This is a genomic window from Rhodopirellula europaea 6C (assembly GCF_000338295.1).
Classification (GTDB): Bacteria; Planctomycetota; Planctomycetia; order Pirellulales; family Pirellulaceae; genus Rhodopirellula; species Rhodopirellula europaea.
On sequence record NZ_ANMO01000212.1, the window covers coordinates 1 to 18,030 of the forward strand.

Annotated in this window: 13 protein-coding genes; 5 read left to right on the plus strand and 8 right to left on the minus strand. The window is 56.8% G+C overall.

What is annotated here, in order from left to right; genetic code table 11:
* Window positions 1–175 precede the first annotated feature (175 nt).
* On the plus strand, window positions 176–790 hold the full coding sequence (locus tag RE6C_RS21975) for a TetR/AcrR family transcriptional regulator (protein ID WP_008660191.1): 615 nt from the start codon (window positions 176–178) through the stop codon (window positions 788–790).
* A 110-nt stretch (window positions 791–900) separates the two neighbouring features.
* Window positions 901–1,761: an alpha/beta fold hydrolase gene (locus tag RE6C_RS21980; RefSeq protein WP_236618423.1), complete on the plus strand. Its 861-nt coding sequence runs from the start codon at window positions 901–903 to the stop codon at window positions 1,759–1,761.
* A gap of 6 nt (window positions 1,762–1,767) precedes the next feature.
* On the opposite strand, the gene RE6C_RS21985 is transcribed toward RE6C_RS21980, so the two are convergent.
* Window positions 1,768–3,384 (minus strand): DUF5060 domain-containing protein, encoded by a 1,617-nt coding sequence (locus RE6C_RS21985; protein WP_039963026.1) that lies wholly within the window; start codon window positions 3,382–3,384, stop codon window positions 1,768–1,770.
* Window positions 3,385–3,626: 242 nt separating this feature from the next.
* Between RE6C_RS21985 and acuI the strand changes: the two genes are divergently transcribed.
* A complete protein-coding gene (acuI, locus tag RE6C_RS21990) occupies window positions 3,627–4,607 on the plus strand; it encodes an acrylyl-CoA reductase (NADPH) (RefSeq protein WP_008660197.1) in 981 nt (326 codons plus the stop codon).
* Between the two features lie 148 nt (window positions 4,608–4,755).
* On the opposite strand, the gene gluQRS is transcribed toward acuI, so the two are convergent.
* Window positions 4,756–5,742 (minus strand): tRNA glutamyl-Q(34) synthetase GluQRS, encoded by a 987-nt coding sequence (gene gluQRS / locus RE6C_RS21995; protein WP_008660198.1) that lies wholly within the window; start codon window positions 5,740–5,742, stop codon window positions 4,756–4,758.
* Window positions 5,742–7,142 carry an asparagine--tRNA ligase gene (gene asnS, locus RE6C_RS22000; protein WP_008660199.1) on the minus strand — a complete coding sequence of 467 codons (1,401 nt, stop codon included), beginning with the start codon at window positions 7,140–7,142 and terminating at the stop codon, window positions 5,742–5,744. The genes gluQRS and asnS overlap by 1 nt, the downstream gene beginning before the upstream one ends.
* Before the next feature lie 145 nt (window positions 7,143–7,287).
* On the opposite strand from asnS, the gene acs reads away from it, so the two are divergent.
* The gene (gene acs, locus RE6C_RS22005; RefSeq protein WP_008660200.1) at window positions 7,288–9,303 is read left to right on the plus strand and encodes an acetate--CoA ligase; all 2,016 of its coding nucleotides are present in this window, start codon (window positions 7,288–7,290) and stop codon (window positions 9,301–9,303) included.
* Between the two features lie 71 nt (window positions 9,304–9,374).
* On the plus strand, window positions 9,375–11,693 hold the full coding sequence (locus tag RE6C_RS22010) for a serine/threonine protein kinase (protein ID WP_008660201.1): 2,319 nt from the start codon (window positions 9,375–9,377) through the stop codon (window positions 11,691–11,693).
* A gap of 131 nt (window positions 11,694–11,824) precedes the next feature.
* On the opposite strand, the gene RE6C_RS22015 is transcribed toward RE6C_RS22010, so the two are convergent.
* The 5 genes from RE6C_RS22015 to RE6C_RS22040 all read right to left on the minus strand — a co-directional run bounded on the left by RE6C_RS22015 (window position 11,825) and on the right by RE6C_RS22040 (window position 17,759).
* On the minus strand, window positions 11,825–12,550 hold the full coding sequence (locus RE6C_RS22015) for a hypothetical protein (RefSeq protein ID WP_008660202.1): 726 nt from the start codon (window positions 12,548–12,550) through the stop codon (window positions 11,825–11,827).
* 402 nt (window positions 12,551–12,952) lie between these two features.
* Window positions 12,953–13,978 (minus strand): D-alanine--D-alanine ligase family protein, encoded by a 1,026-nt coding sequence (locus tag RE6C_RS22020; protein WP_008660205.1) that lies wholly within the window; start codon window positions 13,976–13,978, stop codon window positions 12,953–12,955.
* A gap of 339 nt (window positions 13,979–14,317) precedes the next feature.
* Window positions 14,318–15,379 carry a putative zinc-binding metallopeptidase gene (locus RE6C_RS22030; protein WP_007327979.1) on the minus strand — a complete coding sequence of 354 codons (1,062 nt, stop codon included), beginning with the start codon at window positions 15,377–15,379 and terminating at the stop codon, window positions 14,318–14,320.
* Window positions 15,380–15,510: 131 nt separating this feature from the next.
* The gene (locus RE6C_RS22035) at window positions 15,511–16,230 is read right to left on the minus strand and encodes a zinc ribbon domain-containing protein (RefSeq protein ID WP_008660208.1); all 720 of its coding nucleotides are present in this window, start codon (window positions 16,228–16,230) and stop codon (window positions 15,511–15,513) included.
* 59 nt (window positions 16,231–16,289) lie between these two features.
* Entirely contained in the window at window positions 16,290–17,759 is a 1,470-nt protein-coding gene (locus tag RE6C_RS22040; protein ID WP_039963029.1) for a hypothetical protein, read from the minus strand.
* Window positions 17,760–18,030 lie beyond the last annotated feature (271 nt).

The following is an 18,030-nucleotide window of genomic DNA, read 5'->3' on the forward strand; positions in this document are numbered from 1 at the left end:
GCGAAGGGTTGGTTGGGATTTTTGATGGCCGATCAATTGCGACGGGGCGTGGTTGATTGACGCGAATCTTGAAACGCGGAGTGGCGGAGGAGCGGAGCTTCGCGGAGATTGGGGTAACATCGTTTAAGCTGGTCGCTTCCTTCACCCGTCGCCGAATTCTCGCTCTCCCCGTTCCATGTCTGTTGAAAACGAATCACTGCGACGGATCGGGCGGCCACGGAACTTCGATCGCGAGGAGACTTTGCTTGCGATCGTCGACGTGTTCTGGCGATTGGGATACAACCAAACCAGTTTTCGCGAATTGGAAGCCGCGACCGGCGAAGGCCGCCAAAGTTTGGTGAATGCGTTCGGTGACAAGGCGGCCATCTTTGAAAAAGCTATTCAGTGCTACATCGATCACCGCGTCAATGAAGTGATCGAGTTGCTTCGCGGCGAAGGCGAACCATTGGACCGGATCGCGAAAGTGTTGGCTCGATGGGAAGCCGATGCAAAGGCACCTGACCATCGCGGATGCTTGTTGGTCAACACGGGCGGTGAGATTGGCCCGAAAAATGCGGCCATCGCGGATCGGATGGCTAACTCGACCCAACGTATGGTGAACGAGTTTGCCAAGACTTATCAACAAGCGATGAAAACAGGTGCGATTGCGACCAAACCGTCCGCGAAATCGTTGGCTCGGCTCACCGTCGCGTTGGGCGATGGGGCGTTGTTGCAGGCACGTGTCAGTGGCGATGCGGCTACCGCGAAGCAAACGCTGGCGACGCTGACGGAATTGATTCGCAGTCGCTGATGTGACAGTGAATGGATCGAACGCATGGCGGACTTGAATCATCACTGTGCATTTTGTTTTTGAACACGCATTCAAAAACGATATGCATTTCCCTTTTGATGGAGACTCCGATGAATATTCAAGAATTTCGAAAACGTCAGCAAACCATCTCGCTCGATGGCGTGATCAATGAACCGCTGGACGTCGCTTACACTGACGTGGGCGAGGGCGAGCCCATTCTGTTGTTGCATGGCATCCCAACCTGGTCGTTCCTGTTCCACGATGTGATCGACACGCTGGCTCAGCACTACCGAGTCATCGCGCCGGACATGATTGGTTATGGGTACTCCGATCGCCGCGACCAGTTTGATCGTTCGATTGAATTTCAGGCTGACTTCGTCGAGCGTTTCCTGGAACACTTGGACGTCGAAAGTGCCCACTTCGTTGCTCACGACATTGGTGGCGGCGTGGCACTGATCCTGGCGGACCGAAAGCCTGAACTGGTGCGATCGATGGTGTTGTCCAACAGCGTCGCCTACGACAGTTGGCCTGTGGATGAGATGCTCGCGATGGGGCACCCTCGCAACGCGAAGATGAAACCGGAAGAGATGACCGAGAAGTTGGTCGGGAGTTTTCAGTTTGGTTTGTCGCGTTCGGAACGACTCACCGAAGAGTTCAAGGAAGGCATCGTGACGCCCTACCAAGAACGCGACGGAATCGTGAGCTTGGTTCGCAACGCGGCGAGTTTGAACACGAACCACACCACTCCGCTGACCAGTCGTCTGGGCCAAATGCAGCAACCGACGCTACTGCTGTGGGGCGAAGACGACAAATGGCAGCCGATCAGCACGGCGGAGCAGTTGGTGAAGGACATGCCTCACGCGGAACTGCATCCGATGAAAGACTGCTCGCACTGGGTTCCGCAAGACAACCCGGAAGAGTTCGCCAGTGCGACGCTGGAGTTCCTGCAACGGGTTCCTGTGGCCGTGTAAGGTCATTCACTCGCTGGCGACGGGATGGTTCAGGATCAAGATTCGGAAACCATCTCCGCCAGGGACTTTCACCGCCGGCCATTGTTCGATCTTCTGCTGGGTCGTTTCGCTGAACGTGCCGTCGAAGGGATTGAACCAGGTCAAGTTCATCGTTTGCCCGCGGACTTCGCTGGGCAGTCGCAGTCCCAAGAAGTCATTTTCTTTGGGGACATAGTAGAGGATTTGCCCCTTGTCGTTGTGGAGGCAGAAGCCAGCGTTGCTGCGTTTGTCACCGGCGATCAAATTGCCAAGGTCGTACTTTTCAACCAGAGTTTGCAGGTGGCGGTAGTAGTCCAATCGCGGGCGATCTTCGGGGTCGAGTTCGGTGATGTCGGGAACGATGACATTCCACGCGGCGCCTTGCCAGTAATGAGTTGGGAACGTGCCTGCGAAGACGCACTGGTAGGCTCGTTCGAGGCAGACTTCCGGTGATGTGTAGTTGCCGCTGAAGACGACGTAGGGGCCTTTTTCGTAGCCACCGTGTTCGATGTTGAGGATCGGTTTGCCGGGGATGTTTTTGCAGACTTCTCGCATTACGTGGTAGAGTTCGGATTGCCAAAGCTGAACGGAGACAAAATCAATTTTGTCGGCGAAGCGTCGGCAGTAGCCGTAGTCATGCACGGTGATCAAACGTTGGTAGGCATCCAGCTCACGCAGACGCTTGATGCGGCCGTGGATATAGGTGACGTCGTTGTGACCGTATCCGAGAGCTTCTTTGGAGATGTCCCAAATCAGGTTGGGGTAGGCTTGGTACCGGCGGACGACGTAATCGAAATAGCGGTTGTCGGCGTCTGAGTTGGCTTCTGGCCAGTTCACGCGTTTATTCCAGACGTAGACCATCAGGTGAGCGGCGATGCCCTTTTGATCGAGGTATTCGATCACTCGGTCGAGTCGTTGGAAGTATTCGATGTTGAGCTTCGAATGATCAGGTGATTCGTTGTCGCCCGCAAACGGATAGACGTTGGGGCTGCCGTATTCGTACTTGGAATCCAAACGATCGTCCTTGGCCCATTTGACGTCGTAAGCAAACACGTTTAGGACGACTTGGTTGAAACCGTTTTCGGCCAGCGTGTCGACGAACTGCCGCGTCTTGGGGATGTCGCCCGCATTTTCAGCGTCGAGCGCAAACAGCCAATCGCATTCAAACGCGATCGGGTAATAGCGGTCTCCGTTTTGAAATTGGAATTGGCGATCGTTGCTCGGATCAAGCTCAATTCCGCCACGACGTTCGTCAGCGGCCGCGGCAACATTCAGCGTGCCGGTTTGAGCGTTGAGCTCGGTGTTGGGTGAAGCCGTTTGGTATGTCCACTTGCCTGCGGCGGACGGTGTGAACCGAATACAATAGGTTTGGTCGCCGTCGTAGAAGCCGGGGACTTTGAGTGTTTGGCCGGCTTCGTCTGTGAAGGTTGCGGAGAACGGTGTGTCGACGGGATTGTCTGCCAGCGCGTCGACTTGGAAACGAAGCTCGGTGACCTCCCGCTGCCTCGGTGTTTGGGGAGACGCTTCGTCGGCATGAACGAAGGAATGGCCGATCACGACGCAACTGGCGAGAAGCAGGTGGAGTGCGAAAGCTGGCAAACGCATGGGATTCATCTGGGGAAGATGGGGTGGGGAAGCGAGACGAGGCATCGTATTTCAGCCGGTGGGCGGCTTCTATTCGAGTGGACACAAGAAAATCAGAAACGCCGTGTTTTCCGGGGTGAGACGCGATCGGATTGCGAAAGGGCTCTATGGATCGTGCCGGGCTGGGGATCGGCGGATGTCGAGGGAGAATCTGCATTGGTAGAGTTTGTGATCATCTCCCCCACAACCACAGGAATACTGCCATGCGAGGCGTCTTGGTCACGAAGAACGACAAGGATATCAGCGCGACGTTGCAAGACATTGATGAGCAACAATTGCCCGAGGGCAATGTGACCGTGCGAGTGCACTGGTCCAGCTTCAACTACAAAGACGTGTTGGCGATCACGGGAAAGATGCCGGTGATTCGTTCGTACCCCATGGTGCCCGGAATCGATTTGGCTGGCGTCGTCGAATCCAGCGACGACGATCGCTATCAAGTCGGCCAAGAGGTCTTGGTGACGGGCTATGGAATTGGCGAAGCCCACTGGGGCGGGTACGCCGAATTGGCTCGTGTGCCGGGTGATTGGTTGGTGCCGCTTCCAGAAGGATTGACGATGCGTCAATCGATGGCGATCGGGACGGCTGGCTTCACCGCGATGCTGTGCGTGATGGCGTTGGAACGTGGCGGTGTTACGCCCGACCAAGGGCCGATCTTGGTGACCGGTGCTGGCGGGGGTGTTGGCAGCGTCGCGATTGGGTTGCTGTCGAAACTGGGTTATGAAGTCGCGGCGGTTTCAGGGCGTCCAGAAGCGGCGGACTATTTGAAAGAACTCGGTGCGAGCGAAGTGCTGCCGCGCTCAGAGTTTTCCGAAGCCGGCAAACCGTTGGGCAAAGAACGTTGGGCGGCCGCGGTGGATGTCGTCGGCAGTCACACGCTGGCGAACATCTGTGCATCGACGAAGTACGACGGCATCGTGACGGCGTGTGGGTTGGCTGGTGGCATGGAATTCCCCGCGACGGTGGCTCCGTTCATTCTGCGAGGCGTGACGTTGGTCGGCATCGACAGTGTCCAGTGCAAGCAGCCTCGACGCTCGGAAGCTTGGCAGCGTTTGGTGGAAGATTTGGACCTGGCGAAATTGGAAACCATGACCAACGAGATCCAGCTCGATGACGTGATCGAGACCGCGAAAAATTGGGGACAGAGTGATCACCGCGGACGTGTCGTGGTGGCGGTTCAGAGTTAGTTGGCCGCGACAATATTAGCCGCACGGCGTTAGCCGCGGTTCTCTCCATCACAAGACGGCTTAGTGCAGCATTTGGGTACGACGGACTTGGAAGTCCATCGTACGTGGGGCAATATGAGTTGATCGTGAAAGATGCTCTGATGTTTCGTCAGTCCGTTGACGAGCCGAAGTCGTCGACGATGGTTGGTTGGCGTTGGATGCGAACCCAGTCGAATTGACCGATCAGTTTTTGGTGGATTTGATCGAGCGTCATGTCTTTTAGCGAGTCATCCGAATCGGGGCAAAGTCCCGATGTTTTCGCGGCCCAGCGGACGATCGTTTCAGGCGTCATGCCTTGTTCGCGAAAATGTGACAGGCGTGTGTCGCCGTGACGTTTGGCGAGCCGGCGACCGTCGGTGCCGGTGACCAGCGGCACGTGGGCGTGGCTGGGTGGGGAATGCCCCAATGCTTCGTAGAGTTGAAGTTGCCGAAACGTGCTGAGGATTAAATCGTCGCCGCGGACGACTTCCGTGACTCCCGCGTCGATGTCATCGATGACGACCGCGAGTTGATACGCCGCCAAGCAGTCTGCTGCTGTTTCGGCTTTTCGAGTGATGGGAAAGTCGCCGATGTCTTGAATGGGATCGCAGGTGACTTCGCCGTGGACTCGGTCGTAGAAACGATCGGGTTTCGCATGCATTCGAAAGCGAAAGCAGAACGGTTTGTCTTCCGGCAACGGGTCGCCGTTTTTCCAGCCCGCACATGTGCCGGGGTAGACCGGTGCATCGGGCGTCCATCCCGAGGCGGTGCTTTCATGCGGTGCTGACGCGGCGGCTTCGATGTCGCGACGTGTGCAACTGCATGGGTACACGCGACCGGCGTCGAGCAATTGTTCGCGGGCCCGGTCGTACAGCGGCGAGCGTTCGGTTTGGATGATCGGGTCGCCGTCCCAATCGATGCCGAGCCATCTCAGGTCTGTGATGGCTTGTTCGGTGGCCCACGGTTTAATGCGTGGCGAATCGATGTCTTCGATCCGCAAAATCAAACGCGCGTTTTGGGAGCGAGCACTCCAGTACGCGATCAGGAATGTTCTCGCGTTGCCGAGGTGCTGGGCTCCCGTTGGCGAAGGTGCCAATCGGCAAACGGCACTGGACATCAAAATTCGGCGTTGCCCGGTGTGCGTGGAAACGGGATCACGTCGCGAATATTGGCCATGCCGGTGACATACTGGACGGCTCGTTCCAGTCCCAAGCCGAATCCCGCGTGGGGCACGGTGCCGTAGCGACGCAGGTCGACGTACCACCAGTATTCCGATTCGTCCAAGCCGCCTTCGGCCATGCGGCGTTGCAGCACATCAAGACGTTCCTCGCGTTGTGATCCGCCGATGATTTCGCCGACACCGGGAACCAAAACGTCCATCGCGGCGACCGTTTTGCCGTCGTCGCTGACTCGCATGTAGAACGGTTTGATCGAGGACGGGTAGTCCGTCAGGATGACTGGGCCGCCGACGACGCTGGTCAAATACCGTTCGTGTTCGGCTTGGAGGTCCGTGCCCCACTCGACCGGGTATTCGAACTTTTCATCGCAAGCAAGTAAACGTTCAACCGCATCGGTGTAGGTCATGTGTTCGAATGGTTTTTCGATCACCGATTTGAGTTGGTCGATTTTTCCTTTTTCGATGCGCTCGTTGAAGAACTCCATGTCTTCGCCGCAATGCGAGAGGCAATCCGAGAAGACTCGTTTGAGGAATCTTTCCGCCAATTGCATGTTGTCGTGAAGGTCGTAGAAGGCGGCTTCGGGTTCGACCATCCAAAATTCAGCCAAGTGCCGCGACGTGTTGCTGTTTTCGGCGCGGAAGGTGGGGCCAAAGGTGTACACGCGGGACAAGGCTGTCGCGTAGGTTTCCGCTTCCAGTTGGCCGCTGACCGTCAGGTGGGTTGGCTTTTGAAAAAAATCCTGCTTGGTGTCGAAGGGGCGATTCGAACCAGCCAGTTTTTCCAGGTTCAGCGTTGTGACGCGGAACATCTCGCCGGCACCTTCGCAGTCGCTGGCCGTGATGATCGGCGTGTGCAGGTAGTTGAATCCTTCGTCGTCGAAGAAGCGGTGGATCGATTGGCTGATCCGGTTGCGAACTCGCATCACCGCGCCGAGCGTGTTGGTTCGGGCTCGCAGGTGCGACCATTCGCGAAGTTTTTCGAACGAGTGCCGTTTCTTTTGCAGCGGGTAGGTTTCTCCATCGCACCAGCCGATGACGCGAACGGAGTTGGCGTGCAGTTCGGTGGCCTGGCCTTTGGCGGGGGACTCGACTAGTTCGCCTTTGACGACGACGCTGCATCCGGCCGTCAATTTTTGAATTTCTTCGGCATAGTTTTCCAGCTCGGCCGGGGCGACGACTTGCAGGTTGCCCAGCGAAGTGCCGTCGTTGACTTCCAAGAAGCTGAAACCGCCTTTGCTGTCACGTCGTGTTCGGATCCACCCGCGAATTTCGACTGGGCGAGGCAACTCAGTGCTGGTGCGGCAGGCGTCAATCGTGGTCCAGTCCATGGGAGCAATCATCGAGCGTTGAAAGGAGGCAAAAGGATGAACTGTGTATCGTAGCGAATTGGTTCTGGATCGCCTCCACCACAACGGAAGCGATTCCCATTAAGCTAAGGGCTGACGTGTTTCCCTCCCCGCTTCTCGATTGCCCCCATCCTGACCCATGCCCACCGCATCCGCGTCTGAATCCAGTTCCAACCAACCCGAATCCTCAAATGCGTCGGGATCGATTGATCACGTTTTGGTGGAAGAACGTTTGTTTCACCCGTCGGCCGAATTCACTTCCAAGGCGGTGATCTCGACGGAGGAACAGTACGAAAAGCTGGCCACCGCCGCTCGCGAAAATCCGGATGAATTTTGGCGAGCCGAAGCACTCGAACATTTGCATTGGTTCGAACCGTTTGACACCGTTTGCGACTGGCAGCCGCCTCATGCGAAATGGTTTGTGAATGGCAAAACCAACGCTTGCTACAACAGCGTTGACGCCCACGTGGCAGCGGGACGCGGTGACCGGACCGCCATCATTTGGGAAGGCGAACCGGTCGAAGACGGTCAGCCGCGAGACCAGCGAACGCTGACCTACGCCGAATTGCAAACCGAAGTTGCCAAGTGTGCTGAAGGTTTGACGCAGCTCGGGATTGGCGTCGGCGACGTCGTCAGCATTTATATGCCGATGACGCCCGAACTCGCCGTCGCGATGCTGGCGTGTGCTCGAATCGGCGCGATTCACTCGGTGATCTTCGCGGGATTCAGTGCGGAATCGATTGCGGAACGAAACAATGATGCATCGGCTAAGTTGGTTATCACTTCCGACGGTCTGTATCGCCGCGGCAAAGTGTTGCCGCTCAAAGCGACCGTGGACGAGGCGCTTGAAAAGTCACCGACGGTTGAAAAATGCTTGGTGCTTCGCCGGACTGGCGACGATGCCCCCATGCAGGAAGGTCGTGACGTTTGGTGGCACGATGTAGTCGAGAATCAACCTGGCCAGATGGCCGCCGAGCCGCTCGACAGCGAAACGCCACTGTTCATTCTTTACACCTCCGGCAGCACAGGTAAACCCAAGGGCATCCTACATACCACCGCGGGATACAACCTGTGGGCCAAACGAACGTTCGAGTGGGTGTTCGATCATCGCGAAGACGATATTTACTGGTGCACCGCCGATTGTGGTTGGATCACCGGGCACAGCTACATCGTCTACGGACCGTTGTCAGCTGGGGCGACATGTTTGATGTACGAAGGCGCTCCAAACTTCCCCGCCGAAGATCGCTTTTGGGATATCGTCGAGCGCCACAAGGTCAGCATTCTTTACACAGCACCGACGGCTGTTCGAGCCTTTATTAAGTGGGGCGACGAACATGTCGACAAGCACGATTTGTCCAGCCTGAGATTGCTGGGAAGTGTCGGCGAAGGAATCAATCCGGAAGCCTGGATGTGGTACCACAAAAAGATCGGCGGGGAAAAATGTCCGATCGTCGACACTTGGTGGCAAACCGAAACGGGCGGCATCATGATGAGCCCGCTGCCAGGAATCACGCCCACTAAACCAGGGTCCTGCACCCGCCCCTTGCCAGGAGTTGTGCCCAGCATCGTCGATGAACTCGGCAATTCAGTGGACAGCGAACACGGCGGCAAACTTTGTATTTCGCAACCTTGGCCCGGAATGTTGCGTGGGATCTACGGCGATGAAGAACGCTTTGTCGAGCAGTATTGGTCGGACGTGCCCGACAAGTATTTGACGGGTGACAACGCACGTTGCGATACCGATGGCTACTACTGGATCATGGGACGCATCGATGATGTGATCAACGTGTCCGGGCACCGGTTGAGCACGATCGAGGTGGAATCCGCCTTAGTTTCTCATCCCGATGTTTGCGAAGCCGCTGTCGTGGGGCGACCTCACGATTTGAAGGGACAAGCCATCGCGGCATTTGTCACTTCCAACGATCGGGGGCACGACGACGAGTTTCGAAATGAATTGAAGCAGCACGTGCGAAAACAGATCGGTGCGTTGGCTCAGCCCGATGATATCCGCTTCACCGCGGCACTTCCGAAGACTCGCAGCGGCAAAATTATGCGGCGATTGTTGCGAGATGTTGCCGCGGGACGCGAATTGGTGGGTGACACATCGACGCTGGAGGACCTTTCCTCGCTCGCGAAGTTGCGTGAGGAAGACTAGAGTGGTGGGTTTCCACCCCCTAGTTCTTTGAACTGCTGAGATCGGTTCCCAGGCGAACCGATGCATGCTCCATGCCAGATGACCCGCAAAGTGCCGACACGCCTCATTCGATTGGCAAGTCGTCGATTGATCGGTATGCGGGTGATGGCTTGGCGAACCGGGTGAGACATCTGAAGACGACTGGAAACGAAAGGTCGTTCTCCGTCGTCGATTCAGATGACGTGCCTGGCGTACTTTCCGACACCGGTTTTCGGCCATCGATGCCACTGGTTCCGTGGTTCACACGGCGGCGTGTCGCGACCGGGATCTCCGTCCTGGTGGTTTTGATAACCGCGTGTATGGCCGGGGCCATCTTGGCATCAGCGATACAACGCGCGACCGAAAACTTGGTCGCTCATTCGTTGCAGTCTGTTTTGGCGGCCAACGTGCATTCGTTGGAAATGATGTTTTCTGATTTGCAAGGCGAATCGGAACGTTACTCACGGGACGAACGCGTCCGCCAACTTAGTTTGCAATTGTTGCGTGGTGACGACGAGCTGACCCCGTATGAAGGTGAGTCGATTCGACACGAGCTGCGTGTGATAATCCCAGAGTTGATCGGGACCGTTCCGTGGCTGGTGATGAGTCGCGACGGAGTCGTTTTGGCCAGCAGTCGCGAATCGATCATCGGGTTGAAAGTCGAGTTTTCGAAACTCAATCACGAGCGATTGATCGGCGGAAAGTCGACCCTGGCGATGCCACAGCGTTTGGGGGAAACTGAAAGTCAGACCGTGGTCATGGTGTCGATGTCACCCTTGATGGACCGCAATCAGTGCTTCGGGGCGTTTGGTTGGGTGATGGAAGCCGACGACCGATTCAGTGATTTGTTGAAGATCACGCAGTCGGGGGAAACAGATGAGTCGTACGCGATTGATGGTCGCGGGCGAATGCTTTCAACCAGTCGGTTTGAAGTTCAATTGGCCGAGAAAGGGTTTCCCGAGTACAGCGTGTTGAATTATCAGATGCGTGATCCCGGGGCTGATGTTCTGGCCAGCGATCAGCTCACGATTCCAATGCAGCAATTGCCCCTGACTCGAATGGCCGATCAGGCGACTCGCCGTGCCGACGGGATGGAGTTGGAAGGGTACCGCAACTATCGCGGCGCAATGGTTGTGGGCGCGTGGAAATGGTTGCCGGAATTCGACATGGCGGTCGCGACCGAAATCGATGTGGCGGAAGCGTATCAACCAGCGACGATTCTTCGGCGAGTTCTCATTGCAACTCTTGCCGGTGTGGTGACGTTATCCGGAATCGCGTTGAGTTTGATCGCGTATTCACGGCACCGAGCGATTCGCAAACCTCCAATGGCAGCAGAAGAAGAAGGCGATGGTCGCCGAATCGGGCAATACCGAATTTTGGAATTGTTGGGTGTTGGTGGGATGGGATCGGTATATCGAGGCCAGCACGAATACTTACGCCGCGATGTCGCGATCAAGGTGCTGGAAGGTGAGCGATTGTCGACTCGATCGGTGGCGCGGTTTCATCGCGAAGTTCAGTTGACGTCGACGTTGAGACATCCAAATACGATCGCGATTTATGACTTTGGTCAGTGCAGTGCGGAAACCGGCGAATCTCAGATCGGAAGTTCGCGAATCGGCGAGGAAGTGGATCCTGCCGAAACGTTCTACTACGTGATGGAATACATCGACGGCATCTCGCTGCAACAATTGATTGATTACTACGGGCCTCAAACGCCCGAGCGAACAGTGCATTTCTTGCTGCAGATCTGCGGGTCGATCTCGGAAGCCCACAACGCCGGTTTGATTCATCGAGACATCAAGCCGGCGAACATTCTAGTGAGCGCACACGGTGGTCTTTGGGATCACATCAAGGTGTTGGATTTTGGATTGGTCAAAGACATCGGCGGTGATTCGAATTTAACGCTTCAAGAAGGCGTGACGCGTGCCGACTCGATGACGGGCACGCCGCTTTACATGGCACCCGAAACCATTCGTGATCCCGCCGCCGCTTCACCTCGTGCGGACATCTATTCGATCGGGTCAGTTGGCTACGCGTTGCTGACCGGGCGTCCGATCTTCGAAGGTGACTCGGTGATCGACCTGTGTTTGAAACAGCTCGAGCAAAACCCACCTCGTCCTGAAGATCGCTTGCAACGTCGATTGCCGACTGCATTACAGGATATCTTGATGCGTTGCTTGGATCGTTCCGCATCGAAGCGATTTCAAACGGTTGCAGAGTGCACCGCGGCACTGGAGTCACTGCCGGAAGCCGGGCGATGGACGCAAGCCAGATCGGTCGAATGGTGGGCGAACGAATTCGAACAGGCTGCTCGAACGCAGCCTGGCCAGACCAAGAACCCAACCGTTGACGACACCGCGTTGACGCGATGATCGGTTGGTGGCGAAGACGATGCGTCAGCGTTCGCTGCCAAAGCGTTTGTTGCCGCTTTGGAATCACGCCGACGGACTTGGAAGTCCATCGTACGGGGAACAAGTGCTTCAATCGCCTGGGCTGGGCCCAATTAGGCGGCTCGGCGAGTGGCGCGAAGCGTTGTCGAGTTCGACGCCGTGGATTGCCATTTGCCGTTGGTTTGACGCAGGATCATCGTGTCGGCATACGAGACCTTGCTCAGCACCGTGTCGAGTTCCGCCAACGTCTCGGCATCGAGCGATGGATCGAGAATGATCGCGTCCATCATGCCCAGGCGGTGCAGCACCGTCACGACTCCTCGAGCCGCGTTTTCGGGAACGATGGAGGGACGAATCGCGAGTCCCGCCAATTGGCCGTGGAAGTCACGCAGTTTGACTGTGCCGCCAACCATTTCGAATTGATCGATCACGGCATACTTGAGTGCCGGGTTGGTCTCGGCCAACGCATGCACGACAGCCGGAGTTCGCGAACCGTCGCCGACGCCGATTTCCAAGATGCTGGACGGTTGAAGCTTGGTCAGTGTTTTGACCAACGCGTCGTGCTCGCCTCGCGACAGCATCGACAAGACGCCGCGTGCTGCTACGGCCGGTTTGGATTTCGCAACGGATGTCGGTGTCGGGACGCTCGCCTGCGGTGCAGCGACCGGTTTGGAAGCAGCCATCGTCGTCTTCTCGGATGGCTTGCTGGCCGTTTTCTTGCGAGCAGCCGGCTCGGGTTGGGTAGTACCCGGCGACGTGGTCGCAGGGGCAGCCTCGAGAGTCACCTTTGGTTGAGGAGTGACTCCACGCAGCGAATTCCACAGCTTCTTCAAAGGCATTGCCTGAGACCCTTCCTAGCTTGGCTCGTCTGGCGACGTGCATTGGCGGTGACCGATCCATCCAGTGGTTCCCATCGGAACAATTGGCACCGAAATTCATCGCCACAAACGAGAGTCTGGTTAGGCAAGATTGGAAAGAATCGCCGGGGACGATTTCAGGGTCTCGCCGACGGATCAGGGGCTCACCCTGGGCTGATGAAAATCTTGGCAGGGTGGTAAGTGCGCGAACCGAATGCAACTCATTGAAAAATGCAAATTGATGCGAATTCATCCACGCATTCCGGCATTTTACATTTGTCAATTTGCACTTTAACTTTTTCAATAGCGACAAACGCCGAATCAATATCATTCGTCGGAAACCGCCCAAACCGCCTTGTTGATTTCATCTTTATCAGCCCAAGCTCAACCCATCCAAGCGGCTCGGTAGCTCAACCCGAGGTTGAGAATGCGTTGGATCAACGATTCGTAAGGGATTCCGGCGGCTTCGGCGGATTCCGCGAAGTCTTCCCCGTATTCGATATTGGGGTTCGCATTGGCCTCGATTACGAAGACCTCGCCTGTGGGAGTCATCCGCAGATCCATGCGAGCGTAGCCGCTCATGTGAAGCGCTCGATAAACCCGTTTGCAAAGTTTGGCAATGTGCTTTTGCTGGAGCTCGGTCAAGCCTTCGGCGGCATGACAAGTGATGTCGTGTTTCTCCTGGTATTTCCGGTCCCATTTGACGCGGCTGGTCGCGATTCGTGCGGACTCGTCAGGCATTTTTCCAAAGTCCATTTCCCAGGCGGGAAAGGTCACCAATCGAGTGTTGCCCATCACGCCGACATACAATTCGCGGCCTTCGATGTACTGTTCGACGATCACGTCGCCGCCAGTTTTCTCGTGTAAGAATGCGACTCGTTCGGCGAGTGATTCGTCGTTGTGCACAATCGAGGCTTGAGCGATCCCGAACGAAGCATCCTCGATGGTCGATTTGACGAACAAGGGGAACTCGAGCTTTTTCGGACGACGCACCGCACGGCCGTTGGGAAACACCGCGAAGCGTGGCGTTGGGATGCGGTGATACATCAGCAGTTTTTTCGACAATGCCTTGTCTTTGCTGAGCATCAATCCTCGCGGGTTGCATCCGCTGTAGGGTTGCTGCATCAATTCGAGATAGCTGATCACGGCGAAATCGTACGTGACCACACCGTAGAACTCTTCCAACAACATGTAGGTGATGTTGGGTTGAAAGTTCTGTAGTGCCGCACGAATCGGGGCCAGATCGTCAAAGATGCCCAGTGGCAAAACCTCATGCCCGAGCCCACGAAGGGTTTCGCAGACGTCGTATTCCGCCTTCCATGGGTCGGATTCTTTGTCGGTGAATCCTTCCAGGGTATCCGGTGGAACGTTGCCTTCTCGGACCAAAACCAGCACACGCAATTTGCTCATGACAGAGTTCCTGCGGCGAAGAGGTCGTGCCGTTTTACTTCACCCTCCCCTTGGAAGGAGGTCGTGCAGTTTTGAAGTGCCGTGCTCGCAAGGTTGAAGTCACCCTCCTGAACGGAGTTGGGGAGGGTCGGAATGCGAGCGTTCAGCGAGAATTCCGGGGAGGGTAGTACGCGTTTTTTCCCGTGCTCGGCCCTCACCCTCGCGTACGCCTGAACGGCGTCGCTCGACCTCTCCCCAAACTTTGTTTCGGGAGAGGTACGCCGTGTGTAAAGCTGCCGAAAAGCGGCACTTGAAAACTGCACGACCTCGAAGGGTCGAGGGGAGCTGGATTCGCTCGTTTTAGACCGCTGCACGATGGCCTCCTTCGTGAAGGAAGTTTGTCGTGCGGACGGCGACCAGGATCATGGCATCTCGTTTGGTTTCTTCCGGGGACGCACCAAGTCGAAGCTGCAGTTCGCGGCAACGTTCGATCATTTCTTGGATGACTTGATCGATCGTGTAAGCGTATTCGCCGGTCCATTTGGCGACGGAACCACGCAGTTCGGTTCGAATGCGGCTTAGAAATGCGGCCGCGGTGACGTTACGGCGGTGGGCGTCGTCGGAAGAGAACAAACGCCGGAGGTCGTTGTCGTAGACGCTGGGTAGATCCAGTCCGTAGTGCTGGCGTTTGCGTTCGTAGTGCGTTCGCAGTGTCTTGCGAATGCGACTGATAGGGTCCAAGGTCGCCCGGCATTGCACGCGAGGCTTTTTGCCTTGAAGCGACGTCATGAGTTCGTTCACCATCTTCAACTTTTCGATCGCTGGCCAATCTTTGTAGCGAGTTCGCCAACGCGAACCGGGCCGCAACCAAACCGCGAATGTTTCGGCGAAATCCTCCAGCGGGTGGACCTGAGCGTACCACATGTCGAGGTGCAAAACGTAGTCGCGGCTGGACGGCTTGGGCTGATAGTATTCTGGGTAAGGCAGCGAGGTTTTGCCGAATGTGTTGCGGTAGATCGCCTTGCGCCGCAATCGAAACGCGGTGTCGATTGCATGGCCGGCTTCGTGCCGCAAAATTTTCATGCACCATTCGTGGGTGCCACCTTCGACCTCCAGCAACTGCTTTCGTTCCAGTCGCATGAGCCGGGGATGTGCCAAATAAAACGGAATGGCGATCCCAGGGATTTCATCGGGTGAAAACCAATCTTCACTTAACCAACAGTGGGGAGTGAATCGGAGATCGCGGTCGGCGAGCTCAGCGTTGAGTTGCTCGATGCGTTTCTTCAGCGGCGAATTGGCAATCGTGACACCCAGGTCACATATCCGTAGATCGAGCAATTGCTCGTCAGAGAGAGAATCGAGATCCGGTTTGCGTTTGGCCATCAATCCGTGGTGCTGAGAATCCGTTGAGGGAGTGGCCATCCAGGAACGTTCCGCCGAGACATTTTCCTGGTGACGTGCTGTCGATCCACGCTCAGTGTATTCACGGTCTCTTCAGATGCGAGTTCAAAGAGGCGTGAAAGACCAGTCGTGAAACACGAGCGGTGCGATTGTCAGTTGCCTTTGCTCTTGCCCTTCCAACCGCGACTGCGTTCTTCGGGATAGAGTCGCTCGCCATTGCGACGGGCGTGACTCCGCGGACTGGGATCCCAATTTTTCGCGTCGCCTTCGGCGGTGATCAACGCGATGTCGTCCATCGAGATATCGTGCAGAGCTGCCAACTGACGCATCGAATTGTCATGGATGGCTTGCTGGCTTTTCTCCATTGTCGAACGCACTGGATTTCCGTCGGGAACCAGCAATGGTGCCTCGATCGTGGTCCGGGCGGAGTCGCGAATTTGATCGTAAATCGCACGGCGTTTGCTTTCAGGGACGCTTGCGATCGGCAATGCCGCGAGTTCCTCTTCGCTGAGTACGACCAGGACCGGTTTGTCATCTTCCGTGGATGCCACGTCCGATGTCTGAGACCCGCTCGTCTCGGATGACGCGTCAGAATCGGAGCCGCCCACGAACATGACCGCCAGCACCCCGACCATCGCGAAAACCAGGACTCCGACCAATACCCCGGCCAGCAGCGGCACGTTGATGTCACCGGCCGGCGAAGAAGCTTTCTTCTTCCTCGGCTTCGCCGATGCGGCCTGCGGTTCCGCTGCGACTTGAGCGTATGCAACACCAAAAACATGGCCGCACGATGGGCATCGAGCGGTCACCACCGACGGGGGAACATTGGCGGTCGTGTTGCATTGCGGGCAGCGGACGGAACGATTGCTCATGGGCGAGTCGGGCTGTGATTTGGTGAGATAGAAAGGAGCGAGACTGGTTTGATGGCGACTTACCGAGTGGGCAGCAACGAAGCGGACAAGGAACCAACCATCGGCAGCATTTGCTCAAACCGTTGTTTGATCGAATCCGCTCGGCGACCGGTCAGCCCATGAGAATCAATGTGACTAATCTCGTCGGAAAGTGATTCCCAGACCTCCGCTAGCTCCGCCGCGGTGCGTTGCAATCGATCCAGTGGCTGGCGTCGGTCCAAATCCTCGTGCAGCTTTTTTGCCAGCTCGTACAACCGGTCGGTTCCCCGAAGAACTTCACGCTCGTACGAATCGGGGCTCAGGTAGCGGGCGTAGCGTTTCAGGTCGGCTCGGAAGTATTCGGCGGAGCCTTCTAAAGACGCGGCGTCGGACATCAAGGTCTGCCGCGTTCGAGGCGACAACTCACCCTGGTTGGAGCCACCCCCAGGGAATCCGCCACCTGGAAATCCTGTGCCGGGATAAACCGGGCCGGGGTAACCGGGCGATGGATAGCCGGGACCGGGAAGCGGTGTTGGTCGTGGTGGCGGAGGCATCCACAACAGTGCATAAGTTTGGTCGCCGCACTGGGCGATGCGGGCGAGTCGACGATCCAGAACCGGATCGCGAAGCATTGCCAGTTCGCTCGCGTAGGCTTGCCAACGAGCAACGAAATCGGTGAAGCGGCTGACGATCTCGTCGTACTGAACCGACTCGGCGTGGTCGGCTTCTTCCAAGATCGCCTCGCGAAGCAATCGGCCTCGGTGCACCAAATCGTGGGCTTGGTCTGATGGCACCCGTGCGGTTTCGACGTCATCGAGTAACGCTTGCATGTATGTCGCGGCGATGATCATTTGGTCGTGCAACCCGTGACGATCGAACTGAGGTTCAATCTTCATCAAACGCGAAAGCTTGCGGCCGGTTTGATCACAGTTGGCAACGATGGAACGCAGCCGATCCGATCGATTTGGAATCGAGCGGACTTGAAAGGAAAGCTCTCGCCAGCGTTGATCCAGACTTCGGTACGGATCGCGGAGCAACGAAAGTGAGTTGGCGCCGTCACATTGACGTAGCACCGTGCGCGCGAGTGCTTGGACTTGATAGGTCTCCGGCAATAGCGCTCGGATGCCGGCGTCGCGTCGTGACAGATCTTGCAGTTCGTCTTTGAGCGACGCCAGTTCGCGATCCATTTGAATCAGCAGTTCGGCGAATTGCCCAACCTCTCGCGAATTGGTGCGGATCGTTTGTGGGCGATCCGGGCGGCGATCGTCGCGAGGTCTGTCCGGTTGAATCGGCGGGCGATTGCCGGGGATCGGCGGGCCAAGTGGTCCTGCGGGAAAATCGCCGGGACGTGGTGCGGGCGCGGGCGGCCGACCGCCGCGATCTGTTTCCCGCTTAGAAAGTTCGTCTTGCAGCTTCTTTTCCGCGATCGAGCGAAACAGACTTTCTAAGAAGGAACCGTTTTGTGCGACGGCCGCCGGTGCGATCAGCAAGCTGAACATCATGCCCGCCAGCAGCAACGCGATCACGCCGATGTGCGAGCGATGCGAAGAGGCAAGTCGATGGCGAGAGGCAGACTCGCGGAAGATAGAAGTGAGCATGTGTGGCCCGCCTGATTACAGGTCAAGGGAGGGCTCGGCGTGGTTTGGTGTGCACTCGCCAAGCAATTGGATTGATTGTTGCCATCGTAACAGTTTGCCAACACGGCGCCGTCGTTCCGTCTGGTATTGCCGCCAAGATCTAGGCAGCCCACCACAAGTGGGTGGAATCTTTCTACCTGGACGG

What these genes read in the sequence shown, in the direction of transcription:
- RE6C_RS22030 (WP_007327979.1), bottom strand. Translation starts at nt 15,379, where the DNA reads ATGGCCACTCCCTCAACGGATTCTCAGCACCACGGATTGATGGCCAAA.
- gluQRS (WP_008660198.1), bottom strand. Translation starts at nt 5,742, where the DNA reads ATGTCCAGTGCCGTTTGCCGATTGGCACCTTCGCCAACGGGAGCCCAG.
- RE6C_RS21985 (WP_039963026.1), bottom strand. Translation starts at nt 3,384, where the DNA reads ATGCGTTTGCCAGCTTTCGCACTCCACCTGCTTCTCGCCAGTTGCGTC.
- asnS (WP_008660199.1), bottom strand. Translation starts at nt 7,142, where the DNA reads ATGATTGCTCCCATGGACTGGACCACGATTGACGCCTGCCGCACCAGC.
- acuI (WP_008660197.1), top strand. Translation starts at nt 3,627, where the DNA reads ATGCGAGGCGTCTTGGTCACGAAGAACGACAAGGATATCAGCGCGACG.
- RE6C_RS22010 (WP_008660201.1), top strand. Translation starts at nt 9,375, where the DNA reads ATGCCAGATGACCCGCAAAGTGCCGACACGCCTCATTCGATTGGCAAG.
- RE6C_RS21980 (WP_236618423.1), top strand. Translation starts at nt 901, where the DNA reads ATGAATATTCAAGAATTTCGAAAACGTCAGCAAACCATCTCGCTCGAT.
- acs (WP_008660200.1), top strand. Translation starts at nt 7,288, where the DNA reads ATGCCCACCGCATCCGCGTCTGAATCCAGTTCCAACCAACCCGAATCC.
- RE6C_RS22035 (WP_008660208.1), bottom strand. Translation starts at nt 16,230, where the DNA reads ATGAGCAATCGTTCCGTCCGCTGCCCGCAATGCAACACGACCGCCAAT.
- RE6C_RS22020 (WP_008660205.1), bottom strand. Translation starts at nt 13,978, where the DNA reads ATGAGCAAATTGCGTGTGCTGGTTTTGGTCCGAGAAGGCAACGTTCCA.
- RE6C_RS22015 (WP_008660202.1), bottom strand. Translation starts at nt 12,550, where the DNA reads ATGCCTTTGAAGAAGCTGTGGAATTCGCTGCGTGGAGTCACTCCTCAA.
- RE6C_RS21975 (WP_008660191.1), top strand. Translation starts at nt 176, where the DNA reads ATGTCTGTTGAAAACGAATCACTGCGACGGATCGGGCGGCCACGGAAC.